The organism is Streptomyces sp. NPDC039462 (assembly GCF_055639375.1).
Window position 1 is genome coordinate 426716 of sequence record NZ_JBVKAO010000003.1, and the last position, 24620, is coordinate 451335.

General features: G+C 71.9%; 24 protein-coding genes. 10 read left to right on the forward strand and 14 right to left on the reverse strand.

Annotated features, from left to right (window positions below; all coding sequences use genetic code 11):
* The first annotated feature begins 54 nt into the window (after nucleotides 1–54).
* Entirely contained in the window at nucleotides 55–1713 is a 1659-nt protein-coding gene (locus ACZ7LU_RS19105) for a catalase (RefSeq protein ID WP_471917323.1), read from the forward strand.
* Nucleotides 1714–1756: 43 nt separating this feature from the next.
* Here the strand turns inward: ACZ7LU_RS19105 and ACZ7LU_RS19110 are convergent, their stop codons facing one another.
* The 3 genes from ACZ7LU_RS19110 to ACZ7LU_RS19120 all read right to left on the reverse strand — a co-directional run bounded on the left by ACZ7LU_RS19110 (nucleotide 1757) and on the right by ACZ7LU_RS19120 (nucleotide 3422).
* Nucleotides 1757–1999 (reverse strand): helix-turn-helix domain-containing protein, encoded by a 243-nt coding sequence (locus tag ACZ7LU_RS19110; RefSeq protein WP_468309926.1) that lies wholly within the window; start codon nucleotides 1997–1999, stop codon nucleotides 1757–1759.
* Nucleotides 1999–2553: a DUF2975 domain-containing protein gene (locus tag ACZ7LU_RS19115; RefSeq protein ID WP_471917324.1), complete on the reverse strand. Its 555-nt coding sequence runs from the start codon at nucleotides 2551–2553 to the stop codon at nucleotides 1999–2001. Before ACZ7LU_RS19115 ends, ACZ7LU_RS19110 begins: the two co-directional genes overlap by 1 nt.
* A 134-nt stretch (nucleotides 2554–2687) precedes the next feature.
* On the reverse strand, nucleotides 2688–3422 hold the full coding sequence (locus ACZ7LU_RS19120) for a TetR/AcrR family transcriptional regulator (RefSeq protein WP_471917325.1): 735 nt from the start codon (nucleotides 3420–3422) through the stop codon (nucleotides 2688–2690).
* A gap of 119 nt (nucleotides 3423–3541) precedes the next feature.
* Between ACZ7LU_RS19120 and ACZ7LU_RS19125 the strand changes: the two genes are divergently transcribed.
* On the forward strand, nucleotides 3542–5770 hold the full coding sequence (locus ACZ7LU_RS19125) for an MMPL family transporter (RefSeq protein ID WP_471917326.1): 2229 nt from the start codon (nucleotides 3542–3544) through the stop codon (nucleotides 5768–5770).
* 24 nt (nucleotides 5771–5794) lie between these two features.
* On the opposite strand, the gene ACZ7LU_RS19130 is transcribed toward ACZ7LU_RS19125, so the two are convergent.
* Nucleotides 5795–6577, reverse strand: coding sequence for a restriction endonuclease (locus ACZ7LU_RS19130; RefSeq protein WP_471917327.1), 783 nt, complete (start codon nucleotides 6575–6577; stop codon nucleotides 5795–5797).
* A gap of 89 nt (nucleotides 6578–6666) precedes the next feature.
* Nucleotides 6667–9048: a SpoIIE family protein phosphatase gene (locus ACZ7LU_RS19135; RefSeq protein ID WP_471917328.1), complete on the reverse strand. Its 2382-nt coding sequence runs from the start codon at nucleotides 9046–9048 to the stop codon at nucleotides 6667–6669.
* Between the two features lie 185 nt (nucleotides 9049–9233).
* Between ACZ7LU_RS19135 and ACZ7LU_RS19140 the strand changes: the two genes are divergently transcribed.
* The 6 genes from ACZ7LU_RS19140 to ACZ7LU_RS19165 all read left to right on the forward strand — a co-directional run bounded on the left by ACZ7LU_RS19140 (nucleotide 9234) and on the right by ACZ7LU_RS19165 (nucleotide 13915).
* Nucleotides 9234–9923: a restriction endonuclease gene (locus ACZ7LU_RS19140; protein WP_471917329.1), complete on the forward strand. Its 690-nt coding sequence runs from the start codon at nucleotides 9234–9236 to the stop codon at nucleotides 9921–9923.
* A 56-nt stretch (nucleotides 9924–9979) separates the two neighbouring features.
* A complete protein-coding gene (locus ACZ7LU_RS19145; RefSeq protein ID WP_471917330.1) occupies nucleotides 9980–11119 on the forward strand; it encodes a S1 family peptidase in 1140 nt (379 codons plus the stop codon).
* A 150-nt stretch (nucleotides 11120–11269) separates the two neighbouring features.
* A complete protein-coding gene (locus tag ACZ7LU_RS19150; protein ID WP_398307973.1) occupies nucleotides 11270–11563 on the forward strand; it encodes an STAS domain-containing protein in 294 nt (97 codons plus the stop codon).
* Complete coding sequence (locus tag ACZ7LU_RS19155; RefSeq protein ID WP_468309951.1) at nucleotides 11560–12492, forward strand: anti-sigma factor RsbA family regulatory protein; 933 nt, start codon at nucleotides 11560–11562, stop codon at nucleotides 12490–12492. Before ACZ7LU_RS19150 ends, ACZ7LU_RS19155 begins: the two co-directional genes overlap by 4 nt.
* Nucleotides 12493–12569: 77 nt before the next feature.
* On the forward strand, nucleotides 12570–13367 hold the full coding sequence (locus tag ACZ7LU_RS19160; RefSeq protein WP_468089988.1) for a thymidylate synthase: 798 nt from the start codon (nucleotides 12570–12572) through the stop codon (nucleotides 13365–13367).
* Nucleotides 13364–13915, forward strand: a complete 552-nt coding sequence (locus ACZ7LU_RS19165) for a dihydrofolate reductase (RefSeq protein WP_471118564.1) — start codon at nucleotides 13364–13366, stop codon at nucleotides 13913–13915. Before ACZ7LU_RS19160 ends, ACZ7LU_RS19165 begins: the two co-directional genes overlap by 4 nt.
* Nucleotides 13916–13965: 50 nt before the next feature.
* On the opposite strand, the gene ACZ7LU_RS19170 is transcribed toward ACZ7LU_RS19165, so the two are convergent.
* The 5 genes from ACZ7LU_RS19170 to ACZ7LU_RS19190 all read right to left on the reverse strand — a co-directional run bounded on the left by ACZ7LU_RS19170 (nucleotide 13966) and on the right by ACZ7LU_RS19190 (nucleotide 20004).
* Nucleotides 13966–14526 (reverse strand): putative immunity protein, encoded by a 561-nt coding sequence (locus ACZ7LU_RS19170; RefSeq protein WP_471917331.1) that lies wholly within the window; start codon nucleotides 14524–14526, stop codon nucleotides 13966–13968.
* 65 nt (nucleotides 14527–14591) lie between these two features.
* Nucleotides 14592–15707 carry a DUF5937 family protein gene (locus ACZ7LU_RS19175; RefSeq protein ID WP_471917332.1) on the reverse strand — a complete coding sequence of 372 codons (1116 nt, stop codon included), beginning with the start codon at nucleotides 15705–15707 and terminating at the stop codon, nucleotides 14592–14594.
* 83 nt (nucleotides 15708–15790) lie between these two features.
* Nucleotides 15791–16891, reverse strand: a complete 1101-nt coding sequence (locus tag ACZ7LU_RS19180) for a C45 family autoproteolytic acyltransferase/hydolase (RefSeq protein ID WP_471917333.1) — start codon at nucleotides 16889–16891, stop codon at nucleotides 15791–15793.
* Nucleotides 16892–16900: 9 nt separating this feature from the next.
* Nucleotides 16901–18556 (reverse strand): amidohydrolase, encoded by a 1656-nt coding sequence (locus ACZ7LU_RS19185; RefSeq protein ID WP_471917334.1) that lies wholly within the window; start codon nucleotides 18554–18556, stop codon nucleotides 16901–16903.
* Complete coding sequence (locus ACZ7LU_RS19190) at nucleotides 18535–20004, reverse strand: purine-cytosine permease family protein (protein WP_471917335.1); 1470 nt, start codon at nucleotides 20002–20004, stop codon at nucleotides 18535–18537. The genes ACZ7LU_RS19185 and ACZ7LU_RS19190 overlap by 22 nt, the downstream gene beginning before the upstream one ends.
* Nucleotides 20005–20088: 84 nt before the next feature.
* On the opposite strand from ACZ7LU_RS19190, the gene ACZ7LU_RS19195 reads away from it, so the two are divergent.
* Entirely contained in the window at nucleotides 20089–20769 is a 681-nt protein-coding gene (locus tag ACZ7LU_RS19195; RefSeq protein WP_471917336.1) for a TetR/AcrR family transcriptional regulator, read from the forward strand.
* A 26-nt stretch (nucleotides 20770–20795) separates the two neighbouring features.
* On the opposite strand, the gene ACZ7LU_RS19200 is transcribed toward ACZ7LU_RS19195, so the two are convergent.
* From ACZ7LU_RS19200 to ACZ7LU_RS19215, 4 genes are all read right to left on the reverse strand, one after another.
* Nucleotides 20796–21446: a DUF6629 family protein gene (locus ACZ7LU_RS19200; RefSeq protein WP_471917337.1), complete on the reverse strand. Its 651-nt coding sequence runs from the start codon at nucleotides 21444–21446 to the stop codon at nucleotides 20796–20798.
* A 150-nt stretch (nucleotides 21447–21596) separates the two neighbouring features.
* Complete coding sequence (locus tag ACZ7LU_RS19205) at nucleotides 21597–22370, reverse strand: polysaccharide deacetylase family protein (RefSeq protein WP_471917338.1); 774 nt, start codon at nucleotides 22368–22370, stop codon at nucleotides 21597–21599.
* Nucleotides 22371–22619: 249 nt separating this feature from the next.
* Nucleotides 22620–23123, reverse strand: a complete 504-nt coding sequence (locus ACZ7LU_RS19210) for a metallophosphoesterase family protein (RefSeq protein ID WP_471917339.1) — start codon at nucleotides 23121–23123, stop codon at nucleotides 22620–22622.
* Nucleotides 23124–23193: 70 nt separating this feature from the next.
* Nucleotides 23194–23664: an MSMEG_6728 family protein gene (locus ACZ7LU_RS19215; RefSeq protein WP_471917340.1), complete on the reverse strand. Its 471-nt coding sequence runs from the start codon at nucleotides 23662–23664 to the stop codon at nucleotides 23194–23196.
* 108 nt (nucleotides 23665–23772) lie between these two features.
* Between ACZ7LU_RS19215 and ACZ7LU_RS19220 the strand changes: the two genes are divergently transcribed.
* Nucleotides 23773–24576: a DUF4232 domain-containing protein gene (locus tag ACZ7LU_RS19220; protein ID WP_471917341.1), complete on the forward strand. Its 804-nt coding sequence runs from the start codon at nucleotides 23773–23775 to the stop codon at nucleotides 24574–24576.
* Nucleotides 24577–24620: the final 44 nt, after the last annotated feature.

The window sequence follows — 24620 nt, forward strand, 5'->3', positions numbered from 1 at the left end:
CGCGCCCGCACGCGGGCTCGCGCACGCGGTCATCTCGTCAAGGAGCCGATGGTCATGACGGACGTATCCAGCATGGGTTCACCCGCGGACGACGCCCGGCCGGTGCTCACCGACCGGCAGGGTCATCCCATCTACGACAACCAGAACCAGCGCACGGTCGGCGCGCGGGGCCCGGCCACGCTGGAGAACTACCACTTCCTGGAAAAGATCAGCCACTTCGACCGCGAGCGCATCCCGGAGCGCGTCGTCCACGCCCGGGGCGTCACCGCCTTCGGACACTTCGAGGCGTACGGGAAGTGGGGCGACGAACCGATCAGCCGGTACACCCGCGCCAAGCTCTTCCAGGAGCAGGGCAAACGCACCGACGTGGCCCTGCGCTTCTCCACCGTCATCGGCGGCCGCGACTCCTCCGAGGCCGCCCGTGACCCACGCGGCTTCGCCGTGAAGTTCTACACGGAGGACGGCAACTGGGACCTCGTGGGCAACAACCTCGGCGTCTTCTTCATCCGGGACGCCGTGAAGTTCCCGGACGTGATTCACGCGCTGAAGCCCGACCCCGTGTCGCACGAGCAGAAGCCCTCCCGCATCTTCGACTTCATGTCGCAGACCCCGGAGAGCATGCACATGCTGGTCAACCTCTTCAGCCCCCGGGGCATCCCCGCGGACTACCGGCACATGCAGGGCTTCGGCGTGAACACCTACAAGTGGGTCAACGCCGAGGGCGAGACCGTCCTCGTCAAGTACCACTGGATGCCCAAGCAGGGCGTGCGCAGCATGACCGAGGAGGACGCGGCGAACGTACAGGCCGGCGAGCTCGGCCACGCCACCAAGGACCTGTACGAGGCGATCCGCCGGGGCGACCACCCCGAGTGGGAGCTGCTCGTGCAGATCATGGAGGACGGCGAGCACCCGGAGCTGGACTTCGACCCGCTGGACGACACCAAGACCTGGCCCGAGCAGGACTTCCCGCCGAAGGCCGTCGGCCGCATGGTGCTCGACCGCACGGTCGACAACTACTTCGCCGAGAACGAGCAGATCGCCTTCGGCACCGGTGTCCTGGTCGACGGCCTCGACTTCTCCGACGACAAGATGCTCGTCGGGCGGACCTTCTCCTACAGCGACACGCAGCGCTACCGCGTGGGCCCGAACTACCTGCAACTGCCGGTGAACCAGGCCAAGAACGCGGAAGTGCGCACCAACCAGCGCGACGGCGCGATGGCGTACGACAACCGGGCGGCGAACGAGAACCCCGAGGTCAACTACGAACCGTCGATCACGGGCGGACTGCGCGAGGGCCAGTACCCGACGCACGACGAGCAGGGCCCGGAGATCCGGGGCCGGCTCACCCGCAAGCGGATCCCGCTCACCAACGACTACCAGCAGGCGGGCCAGCGCTACCTGCTGATGGAGGACTGGGAGCGGGACGATCTCGTACGCAACTTCGTGGAGCTGATCTCCCAGTGCGACCGGAAGGTCCAGGAGCGCATGGTCTGGCACTTCCTGCTGGTCGAGAACGACCTCGGGCTGCGCGTCGGCGAAGGACTGGGCATCGGGCCCGACGACGTGGCCCACCTGGAACCGCTGCCGAGCCAGACGCTGACGGACGAGGACCGCTCGCGCCTGGAGCGGCTGGGCAAGAACCCGCCGCGCGACGTCTCCGGCCTGACCATGACCCACTGCGTACCGAACGAACGGCATGTGGTCACGCGCTGACGAGAAGGCGCCGTGAGCAGTCGCCCCGGCAGGCGGACGTGACCTAGCGGCCGTCCCCTGCCGGGGCCGTGTCGTGGGTGATCAGGTCTCCCGGCTGACACCGCAGGACATCGCAGATCCTCGACAGGGTCGAGAAGCGGATGGCCTTGGCCCGCCCGTTCTTGAGCACGGACAGGTTGACGACGGTGATGCCGACCTTCTCGGACAGCTCGGTGAGTGTCATGCCGCGCTCGGCGAGGATCCGGTCGAGATGGATCCGGATCGAGTGCAGTTCCTCTTCGGCCATCAAATGGTCCCTTCGAGATCCTCCCGCATGCGTACACCCTCGCGCATGATCTTCCCCATGGTCACCGCGGCGAGACCGGCGAGGACGAGCACCTGCGGCCCGCTGACCGTCGGCCCCGAACCCGCGACCGGCGCCATGCTCCCGGTCAGCCAGGACTCGGACCAGCCGACGACGAGCCCGGCCAGCGGGGTGCCCACGGCGACGCACCAGCCGAGGACGGAGAGCCTTCGCGCCACCGTGTCGGTGAACGGTCCCTGGAGCAGCACCGCCTTCAGCAGCCGGGAGAAGAGCAGCAGCGCGACGGCCCCGAACAGCAGCCAGGGGAGTCGGCCCCCGAGGTCGGCGGCCCGCTGCGCCACGGAAGGGCTGTCCTGACACAGGCGCGTGGCGCTGGCGGACGCCTCCACGCCCTGCTCGACCGGCAGGCCGTCCGGCCCGAGTGAGGCGTTGGCCCAGAAGCCCGTCTCCACGCAGACCGCTCCGTCGTCGAGCATGTGGGTGAGCGCCGTGCCGGCGAAGGCGAGCCCGCAGAGCACCGCCAGTGCAAAGGTCACCGAGGCCAGGGTCCTCGTGAGTCGCGTGTTCACCGCGCCCCCTCCTATCGTTTATCGATATGCCGCAGGCTAGCGGAGCATATCGATAAACGACAAGTTCACCGCCGCGCGACGACGCGGGCCGAGGGTCGCGCTCAGGGCTGCTCCGGTACGCGTCGCCGCACGTCCTCGTGGAGATTCCGCATCGCCATCCGGTAGAGCTCCGCCTGGTGGGCGCCGAGGAACCCGGTGTGGCCGAACACCTCGAGGGCGACCATGCCGTGCACGTACCCCCACACGCTCAGCAACAGAGCGGTCGCGGGAGGCGGCAGGGCCTCGCCGCTCATCGGTGACAGGTCCTCCAGGTGCTCCAGGAAACCGGGGGAGAGCGATCGGGTGTCGGCGGCGGCCAGTTGGGCCGGTGTGAAGCCCCGGAACAGCTCCCGCTCGAAGACCGCGGCCATCCGGCGGTTCGCCTCCGTGGTGGGGCCGTCGACGGGGGCGTGGTACTGCCGCAGCGGCGCTCCGTACAGGAGTTGGAACCGCTCCGGGTTGTCGATGGCCCACCGGCGGTAGCCCTCGGCCGCGACCACGAGCCCCGGCAGACCGGGGGCGTCCTGCGCGGTGTCCGCGGCGGCCTGCACGGCGTCGGCGAGATCGTCGTACGCCTTGGTGATCAGCGCCGTGACGAGGTCGTCCCGGCTCGGGAAGTAGTGGTACAGCGCCTGCACGGTCATGCCGAGGGTGCGCGCCACCGCCCGCAGGGACAGGGCGTGCGGGCCGTGCTCGACGATGTGGGACTCGGCGGCGCCGACGATCTCCTGGGTGGCCACGGCCCGGCGCCGCTCACGCAGCGACAGGCCGGACATCGGGGCTTTCTCTCGGGGCATGAAAAAAATCTAACACTGCTCAAACAAATTGTTCCTCGCTAGGTTCGGCGGCGACGCACCCCCTCACACCCCCCGCCATCGCACCTCCCCATCCGCCGCACCTCCGAAGGAGAACCCGCGTGTTCGAACGCATAGCCGAGCTGACGATTCGACGGTCCCGGCTGGTACTCGTCGTCACCGCCGTGGTCGTGGTCCTCATGGGCGCCCTGGGCGCCGGCGCGTTCGGGAAGCTGCTGGGCGGCGGGTTCGACGACCCGGCCTCGCAGTCCTCCCGGGCCAGGGACGTCATCGACGACAGGTTCGGCGGAGAGACGAACCTGGTGCTCTTGGTCCGTGCCTCCGACGGCCGCGTCGACGCACCGGCCGCCGAGCGCAGCGGCCGGGCCCTCGTGTCCGACCTCAAGCGCGAACAGGACCTCGACAACGTGGTCGCGTACTGGGACACGAAGAGCCCCGACCTCCGCTCCAAGGACGGCCGCGAGGCCATCGTGCTCGCCCGGGTGAAGGGGCGCGACGCCGAGCAACAGGAGAACGCCAAGGGCGTCATCGACGAGTACGCCGGAACCTACGAGGACACCCTCACCGTCAAGGCCGGCGGCAGCGCGGGCGTGAGTCACGAGATGGGGCCCCAGACCGAGAAGGACCTCGTCCTGGCGGAGGCCATCGCCGTGCCGCTGATCCTCCTGCTGCTCCTGGTCGTCTTCGGCACCGTGGTCTCCGCGCTGCTCCCGCTGGCCATCGCGCTCATCGCCGTCGTCGGAGTGTTCGCCGAGCTCCATCTCGTCGGCAGCGTCACCGACGTCTCCATCTTCGCGATCAACCTGACCACCGCGCTCGGCCTCGGCCTCGGCGTCGACTACGCCCTGCTGATGATCAGCCGGTTCCGGGAACAGCTCGCGGCGGGGGCGAGCGTGGAGGACGCCGTGCGCAGGACGATGAGCACCGCCGGCCGCACGGTCGCGTTCTCCGCCGCGACGGTGGCGGCCGCACTCGCGGCGCTCATGGTGTTCCCCCAGTACTTCCTCCGCTCGTTCGGATACTCCGGCGTCGGTGTCGTCGTCATCGCGGCCCTCGCCACGCTGTTCGTGATGCCAGCCCTGCTCAACGTCCTCGGACATCGGGTCAACAGCGGCCGGATGCCGTGGGCGAAGCCGGACCGCTCCACCGGCTCCGCGACCTCCGGCTGGGGGCGGTTGGCCCGCACCGTCATGCGGCGGCCCGCGCTCACCGCGCTGCCCGTGCTCGCCGTACTGCTGCTCGCGGCCGGACCGCTCCTCGGCATCACCTTCGGCACTGCGGACGAGCGCGTGCTGCCCGAGGACGCCAAGAGCCGCCAGGTCTCGACGGCCCTGCGGGAGAACTTCAACGGCAACGACGCCGCTGCCCTGCACGTCGTCATCGACCAGGCCGTGGACAAGGCCCCGCTGGCGTCGTACGCGGCCCGGCTCTCCGGCCTGGAGGGCGTCGCCCGCGTCGAGACCGGCACCGGAACCTACGCCGACGGACGGCCCGAGCCGACCCGCCCCGGCAACGCGGCACTCGGCCGCTCCACGGCGCAGCAGCTCAACGTGGTGAGCGACCTGACGCCGAAGTCCGACGCGGCCAAGGACCTGGTCGCGCAGGTCAGGGAGACCGCCCCGCCCGCCGGAACGCACCCGCTCGTGGGCGGAGCCGACGCCGAACTCGTCGACTCCAACGCCTCCATCGGCGGCCGGCTGCCGCTCGCCGTGGGCCTGATCGCCGTCACCACCTTCCTGCTGCTGTTCCTCTTCACCGGCAGCATCGTGCAGCCGCTGCGCGCGCTCGTCCTCAACGCGATCAGCCTCGCGGCGACCATCGGCGTCATGACCTGGATCTTCCAGGACGGGCACCTCTCCGGCCTGCTCGGCTTCACCCCGCAGCCGATGGAGACGTCGATGACCGTGCTGATGTTCTGCGTCGCCTTCGGCCTCTCGATGGACTACGAAGTGTTCGTCACCAGCCGCATCAAGGAACTCCACGACCTGGGCGAGGACAACGAGTCCGCCGTCGTCGACGGACTCGGCCACACCGGACGCATCGTCAGCGCGGCGGCCGTCCTGATCGCGGTGAGCTTCTTCGCCTTCGGCACGGCCGAGATCAGCTTCATGCAGCTGTTCGGCCTCGGCAGCGGGCTCGCCATCCTCATCGACGCCATCGCCGTACGAGGCGTCCTCGTGCCGGCCGCCATGCGCCTGCTCGGCCGCTCCGCCTGGTACGCGCCGGGGCCGCTGCGCAGGTTCCACGACCGGTTCGGCCTGAGCGAGAACGGCCCCGCGCCGGAGCCGATGACCGTGAACCCGTACGAGAAGGACTCGGCGGGGGTCTGACCCGTGCGACCGGGCCCGGCCCCGTCAGGCGTCGAAGACCACCGACTCCCACGGGCTCGGCCCGGTGCCGTCGTGCCAGGCCCGCAGCTCCGCACCGGCCACGCACACTATGCCGCACCGCTGCGCGTAGTCGAGGGCGGGAGCGGTGAAGTCGCTCGTCGTCACGAGGGCCGCTATGTCGGCCTCGTGGACGGTGAAGCACGTGCCGCCGAAGCGCTGCAGCTCCTCCGAGCCGACCTTGTTGTCCTCCCCGTACCGCTTGCACTGGATGACGACCCGGCGCCCGTCGGGGGTCACCGCCACGACGTCGGCCCCCAAGTCGCAGGCGCCGCCCACGACTTCCACCTCCTGGCACGCGTCACGGGCGCACAGCTCGGCTATGGCCTGCTCGAAGCCGTCGGCGTCGAGTTCGGTGTAGTCGAGTACGGCGTAGTCGGGTTCGACCGGGGCCTCGATCACGACGGTGGCGGCGGTCTCTTGGGGGTCCCGCACCAGCGGCGGTGCGCTCTCCATGCTCTCGGAGGCCCGCTCGGCCGCCTCCTCCAGCACCTCGGCCGTACGCCGGGCGTACCTCGCCGCGGAGAAGCGGCGCCACCTGGACCGGCCCAGGTAGCAGGCCGCGAGGCCCACGACGGCGAGCGAACCGATCCACAGCGGGCGGCTCTCGACCATCTGGGCGGCGACGCGCACCAGAGCCACCGATCCGCACAGAACGATCGCGACGAGAACGAAGAACAGGGCGGTCGCGCGCAGATCGAAGCGCCGCTCACGGTCCGTCCGGCGAACCGGGCGCGAGGGTACGGTCATGCCACTCCCCAACAGCGGTCGGCAACGAAGATCACTTGTCTCCGCATGCCCAAGATCGCCACGGTTAGCCACGGTTGAGAGCCCGCGCTCTAAGGGGGAAAGGCCTGTTCGGTCCAGATGGTCTTGCCGGAGCGGGTGTAGCGCGTTCCCCACCTCTGGACGAGCTGCGCGACGATGAACAGGCCGCGCCCGCCTTCGTCCTCCTCGCCGCTGTGGCGCAGGTGCGGTGAGGTGTGGCCCCGGTCCGCGACTTCGCACAGGAGGGTGCGGTCACGGATGAGCCGTACTTGGATCGGCCCTTCGGCGTACCGGACCGCGTTGGTCACCAGCTCGCTGACGACGAGCTCGGTCGCGAACGACAGCTCCCCGAGGCCCCAGTGGTGCAGCTGGCGGGTGGCCAGCTCCCGCGCGTGGCCCGGGGCGACCGGTTCCGCGGGCAGCTCCCACTCGGTGACCTGTGCGGTGTCGAGTTCGCGGGTGCGGACGAGCAGCAGGGCGGTGTCGTCGCCCGTCGAGCCGCCCGGCAGGAGCTCCGCCACGGCCCGGTCGCACAGCTCTTCCAGCGATGCGTGCCGGTCGCTGAGTACCCGTCCCAGGGTGTCGAGCCCATGGTCGATGTCGCGGTCACGGGCCTCGACCAGGCCGTCGGTGAAGAGGGCCAGCAGGCTGCCCACCGGCAGCTCGATCTCCATCGACTCGAACGGCAGGCCGCCGAGGCCCAGGGGCGGCCCGGCCGGCAGGTCGGGGAAGGACAGCCGGCCGTCCGGGTCGACGACCGCCGGCGGCAGGTGCCCGGCCCTGGCCATGACGCAGCGCCGCGACACCGGGTCGTAGACCGCGTAGAGACAGGTCGCCCCGGTGGTCACGTCGGTGTAGCCGCCGGGAGGCCCGGCACCGCCCGACTGCTCCTCCGCCGCCTGCCCCACCAGATCGTCGAGCCGCGAGAGCAGCTCCACGGGGTCCATGTCCATCTGGGCGAACGCGCGGACGGTCGTGCGCAGCCGTCCCATGGTGGCGGCCGCCTGCAGCCCGTGGCCGACCACGTCCCCGACCACGAGCCCGACCCGGGTGCCGGACAGCGGGATGACGTCGAACCAGTCACCGCCGACCCCCGTCACGTCGTCCGTGGGCAGATAGCGGTAGGCCAGGTCGACCGCCGACTGCTCGGGCAGCTGTTGCGGCAGCAGCTGTCGCTGGAGGGCCAGGGACGCGGTGCGCTCGCGGGTGAAGCGGCGGGCGTTGTCGATGGACACGGCCGTACGGGCGACCAACTCGTCGGCAAGGGCCACCTCGCCGCTGTCGAAGGTGGCCGGACCGGTGCCGCGCACGAAGGTGACGAGGCCCAGAATGCTGTTCCCGGCCCGCAGCGGCACGACGAGGGCCGCGTCGTCGAGCACGAGGCCGCCGGAGGAGAGGCTGCGGTACTGCGGCGAACCCGGCGGATACTCCAAGGGGAGCGGCTGTCCCGGCTGCCGCGCGCAGTCGGCCTCCTCGGCCGAGCAGCGGGCCACCCGTACCAGCGACTTCGCGGCCACGCCGCTGTTGGCCGGCACCTCGCCCTCGAGGACCGCCTCCGCGAGGTCGACCGTCACCGTGGCGGCGAACTCCGGCACGGCCACCTCGGTGATCTTCTCGGCGGTGACCCGCACGTCGAGGGCGGCGCCGATGCCGCGGCCCGCCTCCACGAGCAGGGCGAGCCGCCGCTGGGCCTTGTACCGGTCGGTGATGTCGAACGCGTCTTCGCATACTCCGAACGCGTGCCCGTCGGCGTCCTGGAGCCGGTAGTAGGCACAGGACCAGAGGTGGTCGTTCTCCGGATCGCTGGGCGGCCGGCCCTGGAAGTGCAGGTCGAGGAAGGGCTCGCCGGTGTCCAGGACGTGCTGCATGACCGAGTCGAGCGTGGGCGGATGGCCCTTGCTCACGAAGCGCCCCTCGGAGTACATCTCGTCGGCCCGAGAGCCGCGGAACTCTTCGAACGGCCGCCCCATCTCCAGTTCGTACGCCGTGTTGCACCAGGTCAGGCGCAGATCGGTGTCGTAGATGGCGAGGCCGACGGGGGACTGGGTGGCCAGCCCGTGCAGCAGTGCCTGCCGGGACTCCCACAACCGCAGATCCCGCAGCTCCGTGACGACGACGACACGCGCCGCGGACCCGGCGCCCGCCAGGGGGCACACCGCGGTGGCGACGGGCAGCTCCCGCCCGTCCCGGTGCCGGGCGACGCGGAGCTCATTGCCCCGCGACCCGGCGGAGAGCGGGCGCGCGGCGGGCGCCGGGCCGGGGGACAGCAGGAACGTCGACAGGGGCCGGCCGATGATCTCCTGCGGCCGGTACCCGAGGAGCCGCTCCGCAGCGGGGCTCCACCCCATGACCGTGTTCTGCGCGTCGACGACCGCCGTGGCCGCCCTGGTGACGTCGAGCGGACCACGGAAGTCAGCGCTTGCCTCGGCGTTCCACGCGTTCCATGCCGTCATGGCGCCACACCAGCCCCGTTCATTCCCTACAGAATCCGTCCTCCCCGGGGCGCGCACAACTGCGGTACACCCACCCAAGGCAAGCCGGGCGCCGGCACCACCGGGCAGCAGGTCCCCTTGCCGGGCCCGGCCAGGCCTCCCAGACTGCGGGACAGGGGCGCGGGGAGCAGGGGAGTGGGGGCGCGATGGCGGCACGACGGAGCCGGCGGTCGAGGAAGCGCACGCGCGCGCGGGTGCGGGGTTGGGGCGCGGTCGCGGCGGTGGCCGCCGCCGTGTGGGTGGCCGGGCGCTGGGCGGCGGTGTGGCCCGTGCTCGTGGCCGTGCTCGGCGCCGCCGCGGTGGGCGCGGCCGGGTGGGGGCTGTGGCGTGCGCACCGGCTCGCGGTCGTGCGGGACCGGCGGTGGCGCGCGGACGAGGAGGCGAAGGCGCGGGAGTTGTCGATGACGGAGGTCGACGCGCTCTCCTGGCAGGACTTCGAACGGTACGTCGCCGATCTGTGCCGCCGGGACGGCTGCACGGAGGTCGTGGTCAGCGGCAGGAGCGGCGACCTGGGAGCCGACGTCGTCGGTCACCTCGCCGACGGCCGCAGGCTTGTCGTCCAGTGCAAGAAGTACGCGCCGCACCGCAGCGTGTCCTCGCAGGACATGCAGAAGTTCGTGGGCACCGCCCGCCCGGAGCACGGCGCGGACGTCGCCCTGTTCGTCACCACCTGCCGCACGTTCACGAAGGCGGCGCTGGGCCTGGCCGTGCGGCAGGACATCGTGGCCGTGCACCGCGATCTGCTGGGGGCCTGGGTCAAGGGCGCCCATCTGGAGTCGCTGATTCCGTTGAACGGGCGGGGCGGCGGCGCGCCGAAGCGTCGCTCGCCGACCTGAACACACCTCTCGTCGCATCCGTATCAGGGGTCGGTATCCCAACAGGAGGCGACGAGTTGAGGCACAAACGCATACCCAAACGAAAGGCCGTCCTGGCCGTGGCCGCGGCGACGGGCATCGCCACAGCGGGAGTTCTGCTGCAGCATGCCGGTGCCGCGCAGTCCGGGCCGGAGTCCCAGCGGATCAGCGCGGCATCGGCGACGAAGCTGGCCGGACGGCTGGCCACACGGCTCGGCGACGCCTACGGCGGGGCGTACTACGACGCGGACAGGCGGCGGCTCGTCGTCAACGTGGCGAGCGACGACGAGGACGTGACCGCGCAGGTGCGGCAAGCCGGTGCGGTCGCGCGCAGCGTGCGCAACAGCGCGGGCGCGCTGGGGGCCGCGGGGCGGACACTGGCCCGCCGGGCCGGCATGCCAGGCACCGCCTGGGCCACCGACCCCAGGACCAACCGGATCCTGGTCACGGCCGACCGCACGGTCACCGGTGAACGCTGGGACAAGCTGGAGGCGACAGTCGCATCGCTCGGCACGGGAATGGCCCGCATCGAGAAGTCCGCGGGAGAGTTCAAGGCCTTCGCCTCGGGCGGTGACGCCATCTTCGGGGGCGGCGCGCGCTGTTCGCTCGGGTTCAACGTGACGGCCGGGGACGGACGCCCCGGGTTCCTCACGGCGGGGCACTGCGGGGTCGCCGCCCAGAAGTGGTCGGAGGACCCGGACGGCGCGCCGATCGGTACCGTCGAGGCGGCGACGTTCCCGGGGGACGGTGACTTCGCTCTCGTCACGTACGACGATCCGGCCGCGGCCGCCCCTGCCGAGGTCGACACGGGCAACGGCGGGGTCACCCCGATCGTGCGGGCCGCCGACGCGACGGTCGGCCTCGAAGTGTTCCGGATGGGCAGCACCACCGGGCTCCGCGACGGAGTGGTCACCGGGCTCGACGCCACCGTCAACTACCCGGAAGGCACCGTCACCGGCCTCATCCAGACCGATGTCTGCGCCGAACCGGGGGACAGCGGAGGCTCGCTCTTCACCCGCGACGGGAGCGCGATCGGCCTCACTTCGGGCGGCAGCGGTGACTGCACCGTGGGCGGCGAGACGTTCTTCCAGCCCGTGACCACGGCACTGGCCGCGGTCGGTGCCGAGATCGGCACAGGGACCGCCACCGAGACCGGGACCGGGGCCGGCGCCGAGTGATCTACTCCAACTCGCCTTGCTTTCAAGCCAGGCGGGGGATACTAGTGATGCCTGGAAGGAAAGCGGGAGGGCGATGTGGATTATCCCGAGGAGGGGTACTTGTCGGCAGGTGAAGCAACGCCCTCGGACTCTCGGTTGCGGATTCGCCCCTTGAGCGACCGGACCGGTCTCGAAGTGGCCGGAGAGGTCTGCCTGCCCACCTACCCGGTGTGGGAGCGGGCTCTTGAGCAGGTGGTGGTGGCCCGGCAGCACCGGCCCCCGTACCATCTGGATCTCTCGGCGCTGACCTTCATCGATGTGGCCGGAGTCACGGATCTTGCGGTGGCCGCCCAGGGCCTGGCCGACGGGCAGCGGCTCGTGCTGGAAGGACCGCCGCCCGCCCTGACCCGTCTGCTCGAGCTGTTCTGGCCCGATCTGTCAGCAATCGAGGTGTCCGCCCCATGAGCGCCACGGCTCAGACCGAACCCTTTGTCCACCCGGCGCTGTTCTACCGGGGGCGAGAGGAGTACCTCGCGGGCACTGTGCCGTTCGTCCTGGACGGCCTCGACGCCGGCGAGGCGGTCGCGGTGGCGGTCCCCGAGGCCAACCTCGACCTGATCCGCACGGCCCTCGGCGTGCGCGCCGAGAAGGTGCAGCTGCTCGACATGGCGCAGGCGGGACGCAACCCCGGCCGGATCATCCCCCGGGTGCTGCGGGCGTTCGCCGACGCGCACCCCGAGGGGCGGGTCCGTATCATCGGCGAACCGATCTGGGCCGGACGCACCGCCACGGAGTACCCCGCCTGCGCACAGCACGAGGCACTGATCAACCTCGCGTTCCAGGGCCGCGAGGCGACGATCCTCTGCCCCTACGACGAGGTGAACCTGGACGAGACGGTCCTGGCCGACGCCCACGCCACCCACCCCACGATCATCCGGTCCGGCACGGAGGACACGAGCCCGGCATACGCTCCCGAGGCGGTCGTCTCCCGCTACAACCAGCCCCTCACGGCACCCGACGACGTGCCGCAGGTGTCCTACGCCAAGCAGTCCCTGTCCGACGTACGGCATCACGCCATCCTCAGGGCGGCCGAGCTCGGCCTGCCCGAGGCCAGGCTCCAGGATTTCGCCCTGGCCGTCGCCGAGCTGACGACGAACAGCGTGATCCACGGCGGAGGGTCGGGCGCGCTGCGGATCTGGACCCAGGACCACCACGTCGTCTTCGAGGTCCGGGACGCCGGCGTCCTCGCCGACCCGCTCGCGGGCCGCTGTCCCCCTCCCAGAGACCAGCGCGGGGGACGGGGACTCCTCCTGGTGCACGTGATCGCCGACCTCGTCCGCGTCCACACCGACCCGGCCGACGGCACGACGACCCACTGCTACTTCCGCTGCTGACCAGCCACGACGGGGACGGGTGCGTAAACGTATCGCCGGGTCGGGGAGCTCCCGGCGTGCCGTTAGACTCGTCGACTGTGGCGGACACCCAGTACGAAGACCTGTTGCGCGCGGTACTCACCTCCGGGACGGCCAAGGCCGACCGGACGGGCACCGGTACCCGGAGTATTTTCGGGCACCAACTACGCTATGACCTCTCGCAGGGCTTCCCGCTGGTCACCACCAAGAAGGTGCACCTGAAGTCCATCGTGTACGAACTCCTGTGGTTCCTGCGCGGCGACTCGAACGTCGGCTGGCTGCGCGAGCACGGCGTCACCATCTGGGACGAATGGGCCGACGCGGACGGCGACCTCGGTCCGGTCTACGGAGCCCAGTGGCGCTCCTGGCCCACGCCGGACGGCGGCCACATCGACCAGCTCAGCGAGGTCCTCGACACGCTGCGCCGCGACCCGGACTCCCGCCGGATGATCGTCTCCGCGTGGAACGTCGCCGAGCTGTCCAAGATGGCCCTCGCCCCGTGCCACGCCTTCTTCCAGTTCTACGTCGCCGACGGCAAGCTCTCCTGCCAGCTCTACCAGCGCAGCGCGGACCTGTTCCTCGGCGTCCCGTTCAACATCGCGAGCTACGCCCTGCTCACGCACATGGTGGCGCAGCAGGCCGGCCTCGAACCGGGTGACTTCATCTGGACCGGCGGCGACTGCCACATCTACGACAACCACGTCGAGCAGGTCACCGAACAGCTCTCCCGCACCCCGTACGACTTTCCCGAGCTGCGGCTGCGCGCCGCCGACTCCCTCTTCGACTACGCCTACGCCGACGTCGAGGTGCTCGGCTACCAGCACCACCCGGCGATCAAGGCCCCGGTCGCCGTATGAACGTCGGACTGATCTGGGCGCAGACCCTCGACGGCGTGATCGGCGCGGACAACGGAATCCCGTGGCGCCTCCCCGAGGACATGGCGCACTTCAAGGCGACCACCCTCGGCCACCCCGTGGTGATGGGGCGCAAGACCTGGGATTCGCTGCCGCCGCGCTTCCGCCCGCTGACCGGCAGGCGCAACATCGTGGTGACGCGTGACCCTGTCTGGGCGGCCGACGGCGCGGAACGCGCCGGGTCGATCGCCGGGGCCCTGGAACTGGCGGCACGCCCCGCGCCCGGAGCCGATCCGTCGTCGGAGCCGGCACCCCCCGCCGAGGTGTGGGTGATCGGCGGCGGCGAGATCTACCGCGCCGCCCTGGCCTACGCCACGACGCTCTCGGTGACCGAAGTCGACTCCCCGGTGACCGGCGACACCTACGCCCCGACACCGGACGCGGCATGGCACGTCGCGGAGGACAGGGGCTGGCAGTCCTCCACCTCCGGCCTGCGCTACCGCATCCGCACCTACACCCGGCTCCACGCGGGCGTACAGGCGCCGCGCTAGCCGGTCACGAGCTGTTCCTGGTGCGCGGCCTTCGCCGAAGCCGGGCTGCTCTACGTCGCCGACCCCCGGCTCGCGGCCGCCGTACGCAAAGACGCGTCCAGAATGCTCATGAGCTGTGCGACACGGCTCTTGCCGGCCGGTGCGAGCGGATACCGGCCGAGGACGTCGATCAGGACCGGGGTGGCGCGCCGTGCGGCCCGCTCGATCAGTTCGAGCCCGACGGCGGGATCGCCGCCCGCGTTCAGTTCGCCCACGCGCGCCGCGCTCGCGGCGGCTCGCAGGATGTGCCCCACCTGGGTGGCTTTCGCGATCGGATGGAGATAGGCCGCGGCAGCGGCGTCGCCTGCGGCACGCGCGGCGAGCTGTTCGGCCTCCGTGGCCGCTTCCCGCGCGGCGCGGTGCGCGTCCAGGGCGGTGGTGCGCTGGAGATTGGTCCGCCGCGCGCCGTTCACGAACTCCCGTGCCGCGTCGACGGCCGCACGCGGCCGGGGGTCTTCGGGGGCGGCGGCCTCGAAGACGGGGAGTACTTCCTCGGCGCTCTCCATGGCGTAGCGCGCGACGGCGCGCAGCTCGTCCATGGTCAACTCGAAGTCCCCGGATACGGTCGTCATGGAACCGACTCTCCCACGCGCCGCCCACCCGGGCGGTGCCGGTGGTGCTGCCGGCACAGCGCCCCTCACCGCAGGATCGACTCCAGGAAGTCGCTGCCCAGCCGCGCCACCACGGTGACGTCCAACTGGTGCTGCACGTACCTCCCGTGCCGCCGCGTGGTGAGCATCTCGGCCTCGCGCAGCGTCTTCAGGTGGCGCGACACCTCGGAGGCAGTGAGGCCGAAGCCCTTCGCCAGCTCACTCGTCGTGTACGGGGCACGGGCCAGCGCCCAGCACAGCCGTATCCGGGCCGGATGGGCCAGCGCCATCAGGCGCTTCTCCATCAGCTGCGACGTGCGCGGCCCCGGCCTCAACTCCGGTGCGGCCACCGGATAGCCGACGACCGGACGCCACCCCGGCGCCTGCCGCACGATGAGGTGCGGCCAGCCGAACGTGCTCGGCACGAACGTGACGCCGGATTCGAGGCCCGGCTGCGTGGCCTGCGTCCACCCGTCGGCCAGCTTGTCGATACTGATGCGGCGGCCCCGCGCGTCCTCCTCGATCGTGACGGTCGGAGACACCGCCGCCAGCGCGTCGGCGAGGCCCTTGCGACGCAGCAGGGCGGTCTTCTCCCGCGCGTCCGCCGCCAGTTGGGGGCGGACCCGCTGCCAGACGTCGGCGAAGAACGCCTCGTCGCAGTCCTCCAGGAGGCGCCGGATCCAGGCGCGGACCGTGGGCGGGTCCTTCAGCAGGTGCTGGGCGAAGTCGAGCTGCCGCGGGCCGCGCGCGGACGCCCGCTCCAGGGAGGCGTCCCGCGCGGTCTCGTCCACCAGTGGGGAGCGTCCGCCGCCGGAGCGCAGCATGCAGCCGGAGGCGTTGATCTCGAGCGCGGCCGCGACGTACGCCTCGTCGTCGAGCGCGTCCACGTCGTCCAGCTCCTCGGCCAGCGTGGCGGGCGGCATGGGGCCGCGGGGCAGCAGGATGTCGGACCGCGTCGACCGCCACAGGAACTCCGCCTCCGCCATCCGGCCCAGCAGGTCCGGCTTCAGCCCCGCGGCGGTCGTCGTCGCCCAGCCGTGCAGGCCGGGGTGGTGGCCCGGCTCGGAGAGCACGTGCAGCGCCGCCCCCAGCTCGGCCAGCGGGGACGGCCCGAAGACGATGCGCTCCGTCGGGAGACCGGAGATGTCGATGTCGACGCTCATGGGCTTCATGGTGCACGGATCCGCCGGTGGGCGGCGCCCCGATTAGCGGCGTGCGTCAATCGGCGCGCGGCCGTACGCACCGGTCACGTCAGTCTGGGCGGGCAGGGGGTGGTCGTCAGCGCCCGCCAGCGCGCGGTGCCGATGTCGGCCGGGGTGCCGTCCAGGACGCGGACCGTGCGCGTGGCCGGGTCCAGGGTGACCGTGGCGAGGGTGGCCCAGCGTTGGCCGAGGGGCTTGGCCGGGTCGGGGAGGCAGGTGACGGGTGGTTCGTCCGTGCCGGTGACGAGGAGGGACGCCAAGGCGTCGGGTTCGGAGGGGAGTCGGGGTGTCCGGTGGAGCCGGTCGGACATGAAGGCGCGGCGTTCGGCCGAGTCGGGCTGGTAGAGCCAGGTCTTCTCGTCGGCGGTGAGGGCCGGGGTGAGGAAGTGGTTGGTGCGCAGCAGGACGCCGCGGCTGTCGGGTCGGATCTCGTGCACGCCCGCGGGGCTGAGGTCGAGAAGCACGGCGTCCCCCGCCGCGTCGAAGAGCGCGAAGGAGCCGGAGGAGGCGAGAGGTGCGGAGCGTACGAGCTCGACGGCCTCGGCGACGCTGCCTGCCTCCGCGAGGACGACGGCGGCGAGGACGTGCATCGGGACGCCGCCGACGGTGTCGCGGAGATGACCGAGAATGTTGAAGTGCAGGGCCAGGCCTGCGCTGTTGAGGCCGATCTTGCCGAGGATGCCGTGCTCGGTGAGGCCGACAACGGTGTGGCGGGCGCCGTGGGACTCCAGGGTGTGCCAGTGGTCGGCCAGCTCGACGTGCCAGTCCCAGGTCTGCGCGCCGAGACCGCCGAGCACGACGGTGGTGCACTCGCCCGGAGGCACGGCGGTGGAGCGGGCCAGTATCTCCGTGCGCGCGTTGAGGACACCGGCCTGCCACTCCTCGACACCGGCACCGTGCGCGAGGCCGGCGATCTCGGCGCGGGCCGCGGGCCGGAAGCCGCCGATGACGTCGAGGGCGCGTTCGGCGTCGTCGCGGGCGCCGCCCAGGGTGATGCCGCCGAGGGCGAAGAGGCGGGCGTAGACGTCGAGCGCGGCGGGGATGCCGGTGCGCAGTCGTTCACCGCGGGCCCCACCCCGCGTATACGGGTCGGCGGCGGAGACGGCGATGTGGAGGCGGTCGGCGGGGCGGGGGATGGCGGGCATCGGAATTCCTCAGTGAGCGGTGCGGGAGTGGAGCTGGACATCGCCGCCGACGACGGTGGCGAGGACGGGATTGCGGGCCTGCTCCTCGGGGGTGAGGTCAAGAGGACTGTCCGCGAGGACGGTCAGGTCGGCGAGGAAACCGGGGGCGATCCGGCCGAGTTCGTGATCGGCGCCCGCCGCTCGGGCGGCCGCCCGGGTCATACCCGTATACGCCTCCCGCGCGGTGATCGCCTGACCGGGCTGGACCGGGGCGGTTTCCGGCTCGTCCACCGGGCGGCGCAGCTGGCAGTCGGCGAGGCAGGTGCGCGGGTCGCCGGGCCCGATCGGCCAGTCCGAACCGAGCGCGACGACCGCGCCGTGGTCGAGCAGGTCACGGGTGCGCCAGCCGCGCGCGGCGCGGTCCGGGCCGATCCGGCGCGACCAGTTGTCGGTGCCGTCCGCACGGGTGTGCCGGGTGCCGTGCACGGGCTGGAGGCCGGCCACGACGCCGAGTTCCGCGAACCGGGGGAGGAGATCGTCGGGCAGGGACTCGATGTGCTCGACGCGGTGCGGGGCGCGGCCCGCAGGGCCCGCCTCCTCCAGTACGTCGAGTGCGTGGCGCACGGCCTGGTCGCCGATGGCGTGGGTGGCGGTGGGGATGCCGCGTGCGGTGAAGAAGCGGACGGCGGCGCGGTAGGCGTCCAGGTCGCGCCAGAGGGGCGCGCGGTTCTCGCCGTGACGGTCGGGGCGGTCGAACCAGGCGGTGCCGTTGTCGGCGGTGCCGTCCAGCATGAACTTGGCGCCCTCGACGTGCCAGCGGCGGCCGGCCAGCCCCTGCTGCTCGGCGATCCGCCGCCACGCCCCGGGGGCCGAGTCGGCGGGCACGAGGGGAGAACAGCGGATGCGCAGGGGGAGTTCACCGTGCGCCTCGATGTGCCGGTAGACGTCCTCGGACGGGTCGGTGAAGTCCAGGGCGTGCAGTCCGGTGAGGCCGCCGCGGGCCAGGATCTCCAACTGCGTACGGACGTAGGCGGCGGCCGTGGCGACAGGCACCTCGGGATAGTGGTCGAAGACGAGCTCCATGGCCTGGAGTTCCAGGACGTAACCGGTCGGCCGTCCGTCGGGGCCGGTGACCACGCACGAGGCGTCGGTGAAGGTCTCGCGGCCGGTCAGACCCGCGCGCCGCACGGCTTCGGGGCTGATGACCAGGGCGTGCGCGTCCTGGGTCAGGAGCGAGACGGGGCGGCCGGGGAAGCGCTCGCTGAGGACGGCGCCGGAGGGCTCCTCGCCACGGGCCGTGAAGACGTTGACGTCCAGGTCGTACCCCGTGATCCAGGCATCGTCCGGGGCGTCCCGGACGTCTTCGGCGGCCCGGGCGACACGGGCGAGGACCGCGTCGAGCGTGTCCGCCCCCGACAGGTCCACGCCCCGGCCGATCTCGATGGAGCCCCACACCGGGTGCGCGTGTCCGTCGACGAGGCCGGGCAGGACGGTGGCGCCGGGGAAGTCGTGGACCACCGTGGCAGGACCGCGCAGGGCCGCGATCTCGTCGGCGGCCGCGACCGCGACGATCCGGCCGCCCGTGATCGCGAGGGCGTCGGCGGGGCGGTCGGCCCACTCCTCCTGGTGGTCGGCTGTCTCCAGGGGCTCGATTCGGGCGGCCGTCACGATGACGTCGGCGTGCACAGGGATGCGCCTTTCGCGGTGGGGGAGTCGGGTGAGTCGGGGGTTTCGGGGCCGTCCGCGCCGATGGTGCGCAAGGCGCGTGCGGTGGCCCAGTAGACGAGGGCGGCGACGCCCATGCCGACCGGTATCGCGAGGTCGATGCCGGCGGAGGCGGTCGCGAGCGGGCCGGTCCAGAAGGTCGTGCGCACCCACATCAGCGCGGCGAGGCCGCCGGTGCACAGGGCGAGGAGGCCCGGCCAGTGGAAGCCGCCGCGGTACCAGAACGGGCCGCCGCGCTCCTGGCGCAGCAGACGCCCGCCGTCGTAGCGGTTGCGCCGCAGCGCCAGGTCGGTGACGGCCACCGCCATCGCCGGACCGGTGATCACGACGACCAGTTGCAGCGTCGTGTTGACGCTGGTCAGGAAGTCGAAGACGAGGATCGCGCAGAGGGTCGCCGCCGTGCCGAGCCCGCCGATCACGAGGACCGCGGGGATGCGGGCGATCCGCACCCCCACCGACTGGACGGACAGGCCCGCGCTGTACGCCGTCATTCCGTTGTTGGCGATGGTGTTGAGGACGACGGCGATCACGAAGACGGGCACGAACCAGCCGGGCAGGAGCTCTTCCAGGGCCGCCTGCGGGTCGGCCATGTCGAGGCCGGTCGCCGCAAGCGCGCCCACGGATGTGAAGACGGTGCTCGGCAGATAGGCGCCGAGGGCCGTCCAGCCGGCGACGGCGGTGACGGAGCTGGCGCGCGGCAGATAGCGGGCCAGGTCAGGGCTGTTGCTGTACGAGAGCGCCGTCGACCCGACGAGCGTGAAGCCGGTGCCGAGCGCGGCCGCCAGGGAGGCGCCGTGCAGTGGTTCCGCGGGGGTGTACGACCAGTCGACCGCGTCCAGCACGTATCCGGTCACCACGACGAAGACGACGGTGAGCAGGACGCTCAGGGCGGTGTAGAGGCGCACGATGGTCGCGTAGCCGTAGATCGCGACGAGGAGGGTGACGCCGGCGATCAGACAGATCACCACGGCGTCGAGGACGGGCGAGTCGGGCAGGCCCCATCGTCCGGCCAGGCCGATGCCGGCGACGGAGGCGGCCGACCAGTTCAGGGCGAGGTAGGCGGAGGCGATGAGCCAGCCGGTCACGATCAGGACCATCTTGTTGCCGACCACGCCGTAGTACGCCCGGGAGATCACCGAACCGCTCGTGCCGGCCGCGGGGCCGCTCGCGGCCACCACACCGGTGCAGATCCACAGCAGGTTCCCGGCCAGGATCACACCCAAGGCCTGCGGCAGGGAGAGCCCCGTCAGGATCAGCGAGGCACCCACCGCGAAGCTCAGATAGCTGACGTTGGGGGCGGCCCACACGGCGAAGAGCTGGCGGGGGCGTCCGATGCGCTCCGCGTCGGGGACCGGGTCGATGCCCCGGGTCTCGGGCCGACCTGCACGTACTGGGGGTGGTGTGGTCATCCTGGCCTCTCGGGTGACGCCCGGCCCGCTTATTGGGCGGCTGTCCAATTCGCTGTTGGGCGCTCATCCAATAGGCTGTGCGGTATGACGTCAAGACCCCTGCGGGAACGACCGGCGCGCAGCAGGAAGCCCCCCGAGGAGCGGCGCGCGGAGATCGTGCGGACCGCGGCACGCATCGCCCTCGCGCAGGGCCTGGAACTGGTGACGCTGCGCCGGGTGGCGGACGAACTGGGGGTGCGGCCGAGCCTGATCGGCCATTACTTCCCGGCGGCCGATGACTTGGTGGCCGAGGCGTTCACGTACGCCGCGACGCGCGAGCGCGACTCACTGCTGCCGCGGGAGGAGGCGGGCCTGCCGCCGGTCGACCGGCTCGCGCTCTTCCTCGTGCGGCTCACCGGCGGCGCGTACGTCGACCTGAGTCGGCTGTGGCTCAACGCCCGCCACCTCAGCCGCTTCAAGGAGCCGCTGGCGCGGGCGGTCGACGCGCAGGAGGCGGGGACGCGGGGAGCGCTCGTCGAGCTGATCGAGGAGGGTGGCTTCAAGACCACGGGGGGCGCGCTCAGGGCGGCGCTGCACGTTCTGATCGCGGTCGACGGCATGGGAACGTACGCCAACACCGCCGGTCAGGGCGACGATCCGCTGTCGGCCTGCCCGGACCTGGGCGACCTGGTGATCGAGACGGCCGAGATCCACCTGGGGCTCGCCCCGGGCACGCTGCGCGAACGGGCCCGTGCGCACGCCGTGGAAGCCGGTCGCGCGGACTGAAGTCGGCGGCACCGGACACGAGTTGCTCACCCGGGCGACGCTTGTCCGGGCGGCGGTGGAACCGGCGCGCGGCGCCGTCCGGCCCAGAGGCACAGGACCACCGAACACACCGCGGCGAACGCGCACCACGTCGAGATGTACTCCTGCCGCCACAGCGCGAAGGACACTGCGGCCCCGACGGCGACCAGCACACCGAACAGGACGAGGCCCCGGTCGCCGGAGAGGAGGAGCGAGCCGATGGTGGCGAGGAGATAGCCGACGACGACCAGCTCGGCCCGCGGGAGCCCCACAGAGTATCCGACGGTGTGCCCGCGGATCTCGGCCGTGACGGTGCGGGTCGCCAGGACGTACGCGAGGACCGCCGCCGTCGCGGCCCCCACCGCCAGCGGGGCGAGCAGCCGGCGCCGGGCGCCCGGCGGCGCGGCGCACAGCACGGCCACCGGTACCCACAGCGCAAGCAGCGGCAGCGCGATGACGGCCCAGGCGAGGGTGGCGGGTCCGGTGCCGCCGTCGTTGCGCCAGACCTCGGCCTCGATGATCTGGTGGACCCCCAGGAGGAGCGGCAGCGCGGCGAGCGGCAGGTCGCGGGGGCGCCGGGCGGCCAGGGCGACCGAGACGACTCCCACGGCCGCGATGCCCGTGCCCGCGGCGAGGTCGGCCGTAGCGCTCCAGCACATGGCGGCAAGGCTACGGGCACGGGGGCGCGGAGGCGCGCCGGGCGGCGCCGCGGGGTCGGGTCGGCGCCGCCGGTCGGGTCGGCGCCGCGGGGGCGGGTCAGCCCACCGGGCCGGATCAGGGCTGCCCGGTCAGGTCATCCTCGGGTCGGGTCAGCGCACCGGGAAGCCGAAGGAGTAGCCCTGCTCCTTGAGGCGGGGGAGGAGGCGGCGCAGGGCCTCGACGGTCTGGGTGCGGTCACCGCCCGCGTCGTGGAAGAGGAGCGTCGGTCCGTTGGGCAGCTCCCGCTCGACGGTGGCGACGATGGCGTCCGTGCCGGGGCGTTCAAAGTCCTTGGTGTCCACGTTCCAGCCCAGCGGGCGCATGCCCCGGGAAGCGGCGAGCTTGCGGCTGTACGGGGTGAAGGCGCCGCCGGGCGCGCGGTAGTACATGGGGCGCACGCCGCCGGACGCCTTGGTGATCATGCGTTCGGCGTCGAGTATCTGCTGGGACTGATAGGCCTGGGAGTCCTTGTCCATGGACGTGTTGTGCGACACCGAGTGGTCGCACAGCCGGTGCCCGGCCGCGACCACCTTCTTCACCAGGTCGGGGTGGGCCTGCGCCTGCGTCCCCACCATGCAGAACGTGGCCTTCACCCCGTACTCCCGCAGCAGGTCGAGCACGCGCGGGGTCCACACCGGGTCGGGGCCGTCGTCGATGGTGATGTTGATGCCGCGCTTCCCCTTCTCCGAGGCGTGCGCGATGGTCGCCGCGACCGGCTCGACGGCACTGCCCGGCTTGGCCGGCGCGGTCGCCTCCGGCGCGGAGTCACCCGCGGAACCGGCCTGCGCGGTCCACACCGACGCGCCGGTGGCGAGCATCGTCACCCCGAGCGCCGCTCCGACCAACTTGCCGTACCAGCCCCGCCCGCCGCCGTGCCGTGCCATGTCCGCCCCTTTGCGCAGTCTCTCGCCGATCCCCGGTCACCTTGTGACCACCCGGCAGGACGAGGAGCGTTGGCCAAAGGATGCGTCTGTTACTGATCACGGACAATTCCGAGAGGAATCGGCGACAACTCGGCGCGGGCGACGTCCGTCCTCGACGTGACGAGGCGGCCGCGGCGGTGGGTGGTGACGGCACGTGGCGGCTGCGCGTGACCGACAACTGGACCGACGACACCGGCACCCCCGGCGTGGTCAGCGTTTCAGCGGCAGCCGGTGCCACGTCAGATCGTGCAGCGCGGCGTCCGTGACGGTCAGCGTGAGGAACGTGCAGTACGGCTGACGTCTGCGGTCCGTGGGCGAGCCGGGGTTGAGGAGCCGCAGGCCGCCGGGGGCCTCGGTGTCCCAGGGGATGTGGCTGTGGCCGAACACGAGCACGTCCAGGTCGGGGAAGCGCTCGGCGCACCGGCGTTCGCGCCCGGCGGCAGGCCCCGTTTCGTGGACGACACCGAACCGGAGCCCGGCAAGATCGGCCCGCTCCACCTCGGCGAGCCGACGGCGCAGCGGCGGGCCGTCGTTGTTGCCGTACACGGCGATCAGCCGACGCGACCGCGACTCGAACAGATCGAGCGTGGCCTCGTCGATCCAGTCCCCGGCATGGATCACCACGTCCGCCCGGTCGATCTCGGCCAGCAGGTCGTCGGGCAGGCGCTTCGCCCGCGCCGGCACATGCGTGTCGGAGGTCAGCAGCAGCCGCATGGGGCAAGCGTAGGCCGGTGCGTGGGCCTGTGCGCCCGGAGTGGAGTGCCGGAGCAGGTCGGCGGAAGGGTCACGAAGGGTCCCGGTCGGAGGCCGGCCAGACGTAGGGGAGGTCGTCGGGGACGCCCGGGAAGAGCGGGGAGTAGATCTCCGGCGCCTTGCGGACCAGGGCCGACTGATGGCTGCGGTGGAAGGCCGGGTCTCCCAGCCAGGGAGGCAGCTCGCCGTCGTCGGCGAGCTCCTCCAGGGCCCGCACGGAGGCGCCGGGACGATGCCGGGTGAAGTCGGTGACCAGGGTGGCGGCACAGGTGTCGGGGCGCCCTTCCGCCACCCACACCGAGCACACGTCGAGGCCGTAGCGGACGAGGGCCTCCTCGTAACCGGTCCACATGCGCACCGCCGGGTGGTGCCGCCAGCCGTAGCCGGGCACGGTCAGGCCGCGCAGCACCTGAAGGGCCTCGACCCGCTGTTTGCCCAGGCGGGCCCGGTCCAGGACCGCGGCGGATCGTGTGAAGTCGGGGTACGGGAGGAAGGTCTGCACGCGGAATGCCTACCGCGGCCGCCCCATTTCCACCCCTCCCGGACGGCTGGGTCGCTCCCGGGTCAGAGCAGCCCCAGGTCACAGGCGCGCAGGGAGGGGCGCCCCAGGATGGGGGAGACCGCGACAGTACTGCTCCTCTTCGCCTTCCTGATCGCCCTGCCTGACTCCGTGTTCACCGGCGCCCTGCACCCCCTGGTCGGCGCCACCGTCCCAGCCGCCTGTTCCAGGGTGGGGGCATCTGTGCTGGTCAGCGGCCGTTCCGGTGTTCCAGCGTTCCGTACCACCGGCCTGTTGTGGCGGCCGGGACGGATCGCGGCCCAGGCTGTGGATCGTCCGAGCAGCTCGCCGGACGAACCACTCACCGCACTCATGGAGTTCTCGATGCGTTCGCGTCTCGCCACCCGTTCCGCTCGTCTCGCCCTGACCGCCGTGGCCACCGTGGCCCTCGCCACCACCGCCGCCGGTACCGCCCTCGCGGTCGGCGGCCAGAGCAAGGCCCCCGTCGAGCAGCTCTGCGGGACCAACGACCTGACGTTCAAGGTCACCGAGAAGACCCAGGCCGGTGGCTACCTCCTCGTGACCGCGAAGGCCAGGCCGGGCATCACCTGCTACCTGGAAGGCACCATCCCCTCCGCCTCGTTCGGCTCCCACCCAGACCGGCAGGTGGCTCCCGTCGAGCAGACCGTCACGGAGACCGTCAAGCTCTCCGGCTCCACCGCCGCGTACGCAGGAATCAACCCCAAGTCGACCAACAACGACGACGGCGCGGAGTTCGACCAGCTGATCATCGCCGTCGCCGGGGACGAGGAGGGCGCCGTCTCCGTCCGCCTGCCCAGCACGACCCTGATCGACAAGCCGCTGAGCACCAACTGGCACGCCGATCCGGCCGACGCCGTTCCGTTCAGCAGCTGACACCAGCGGCATGGCCGAAGATTCCCTGATAATCGGCATTTTGC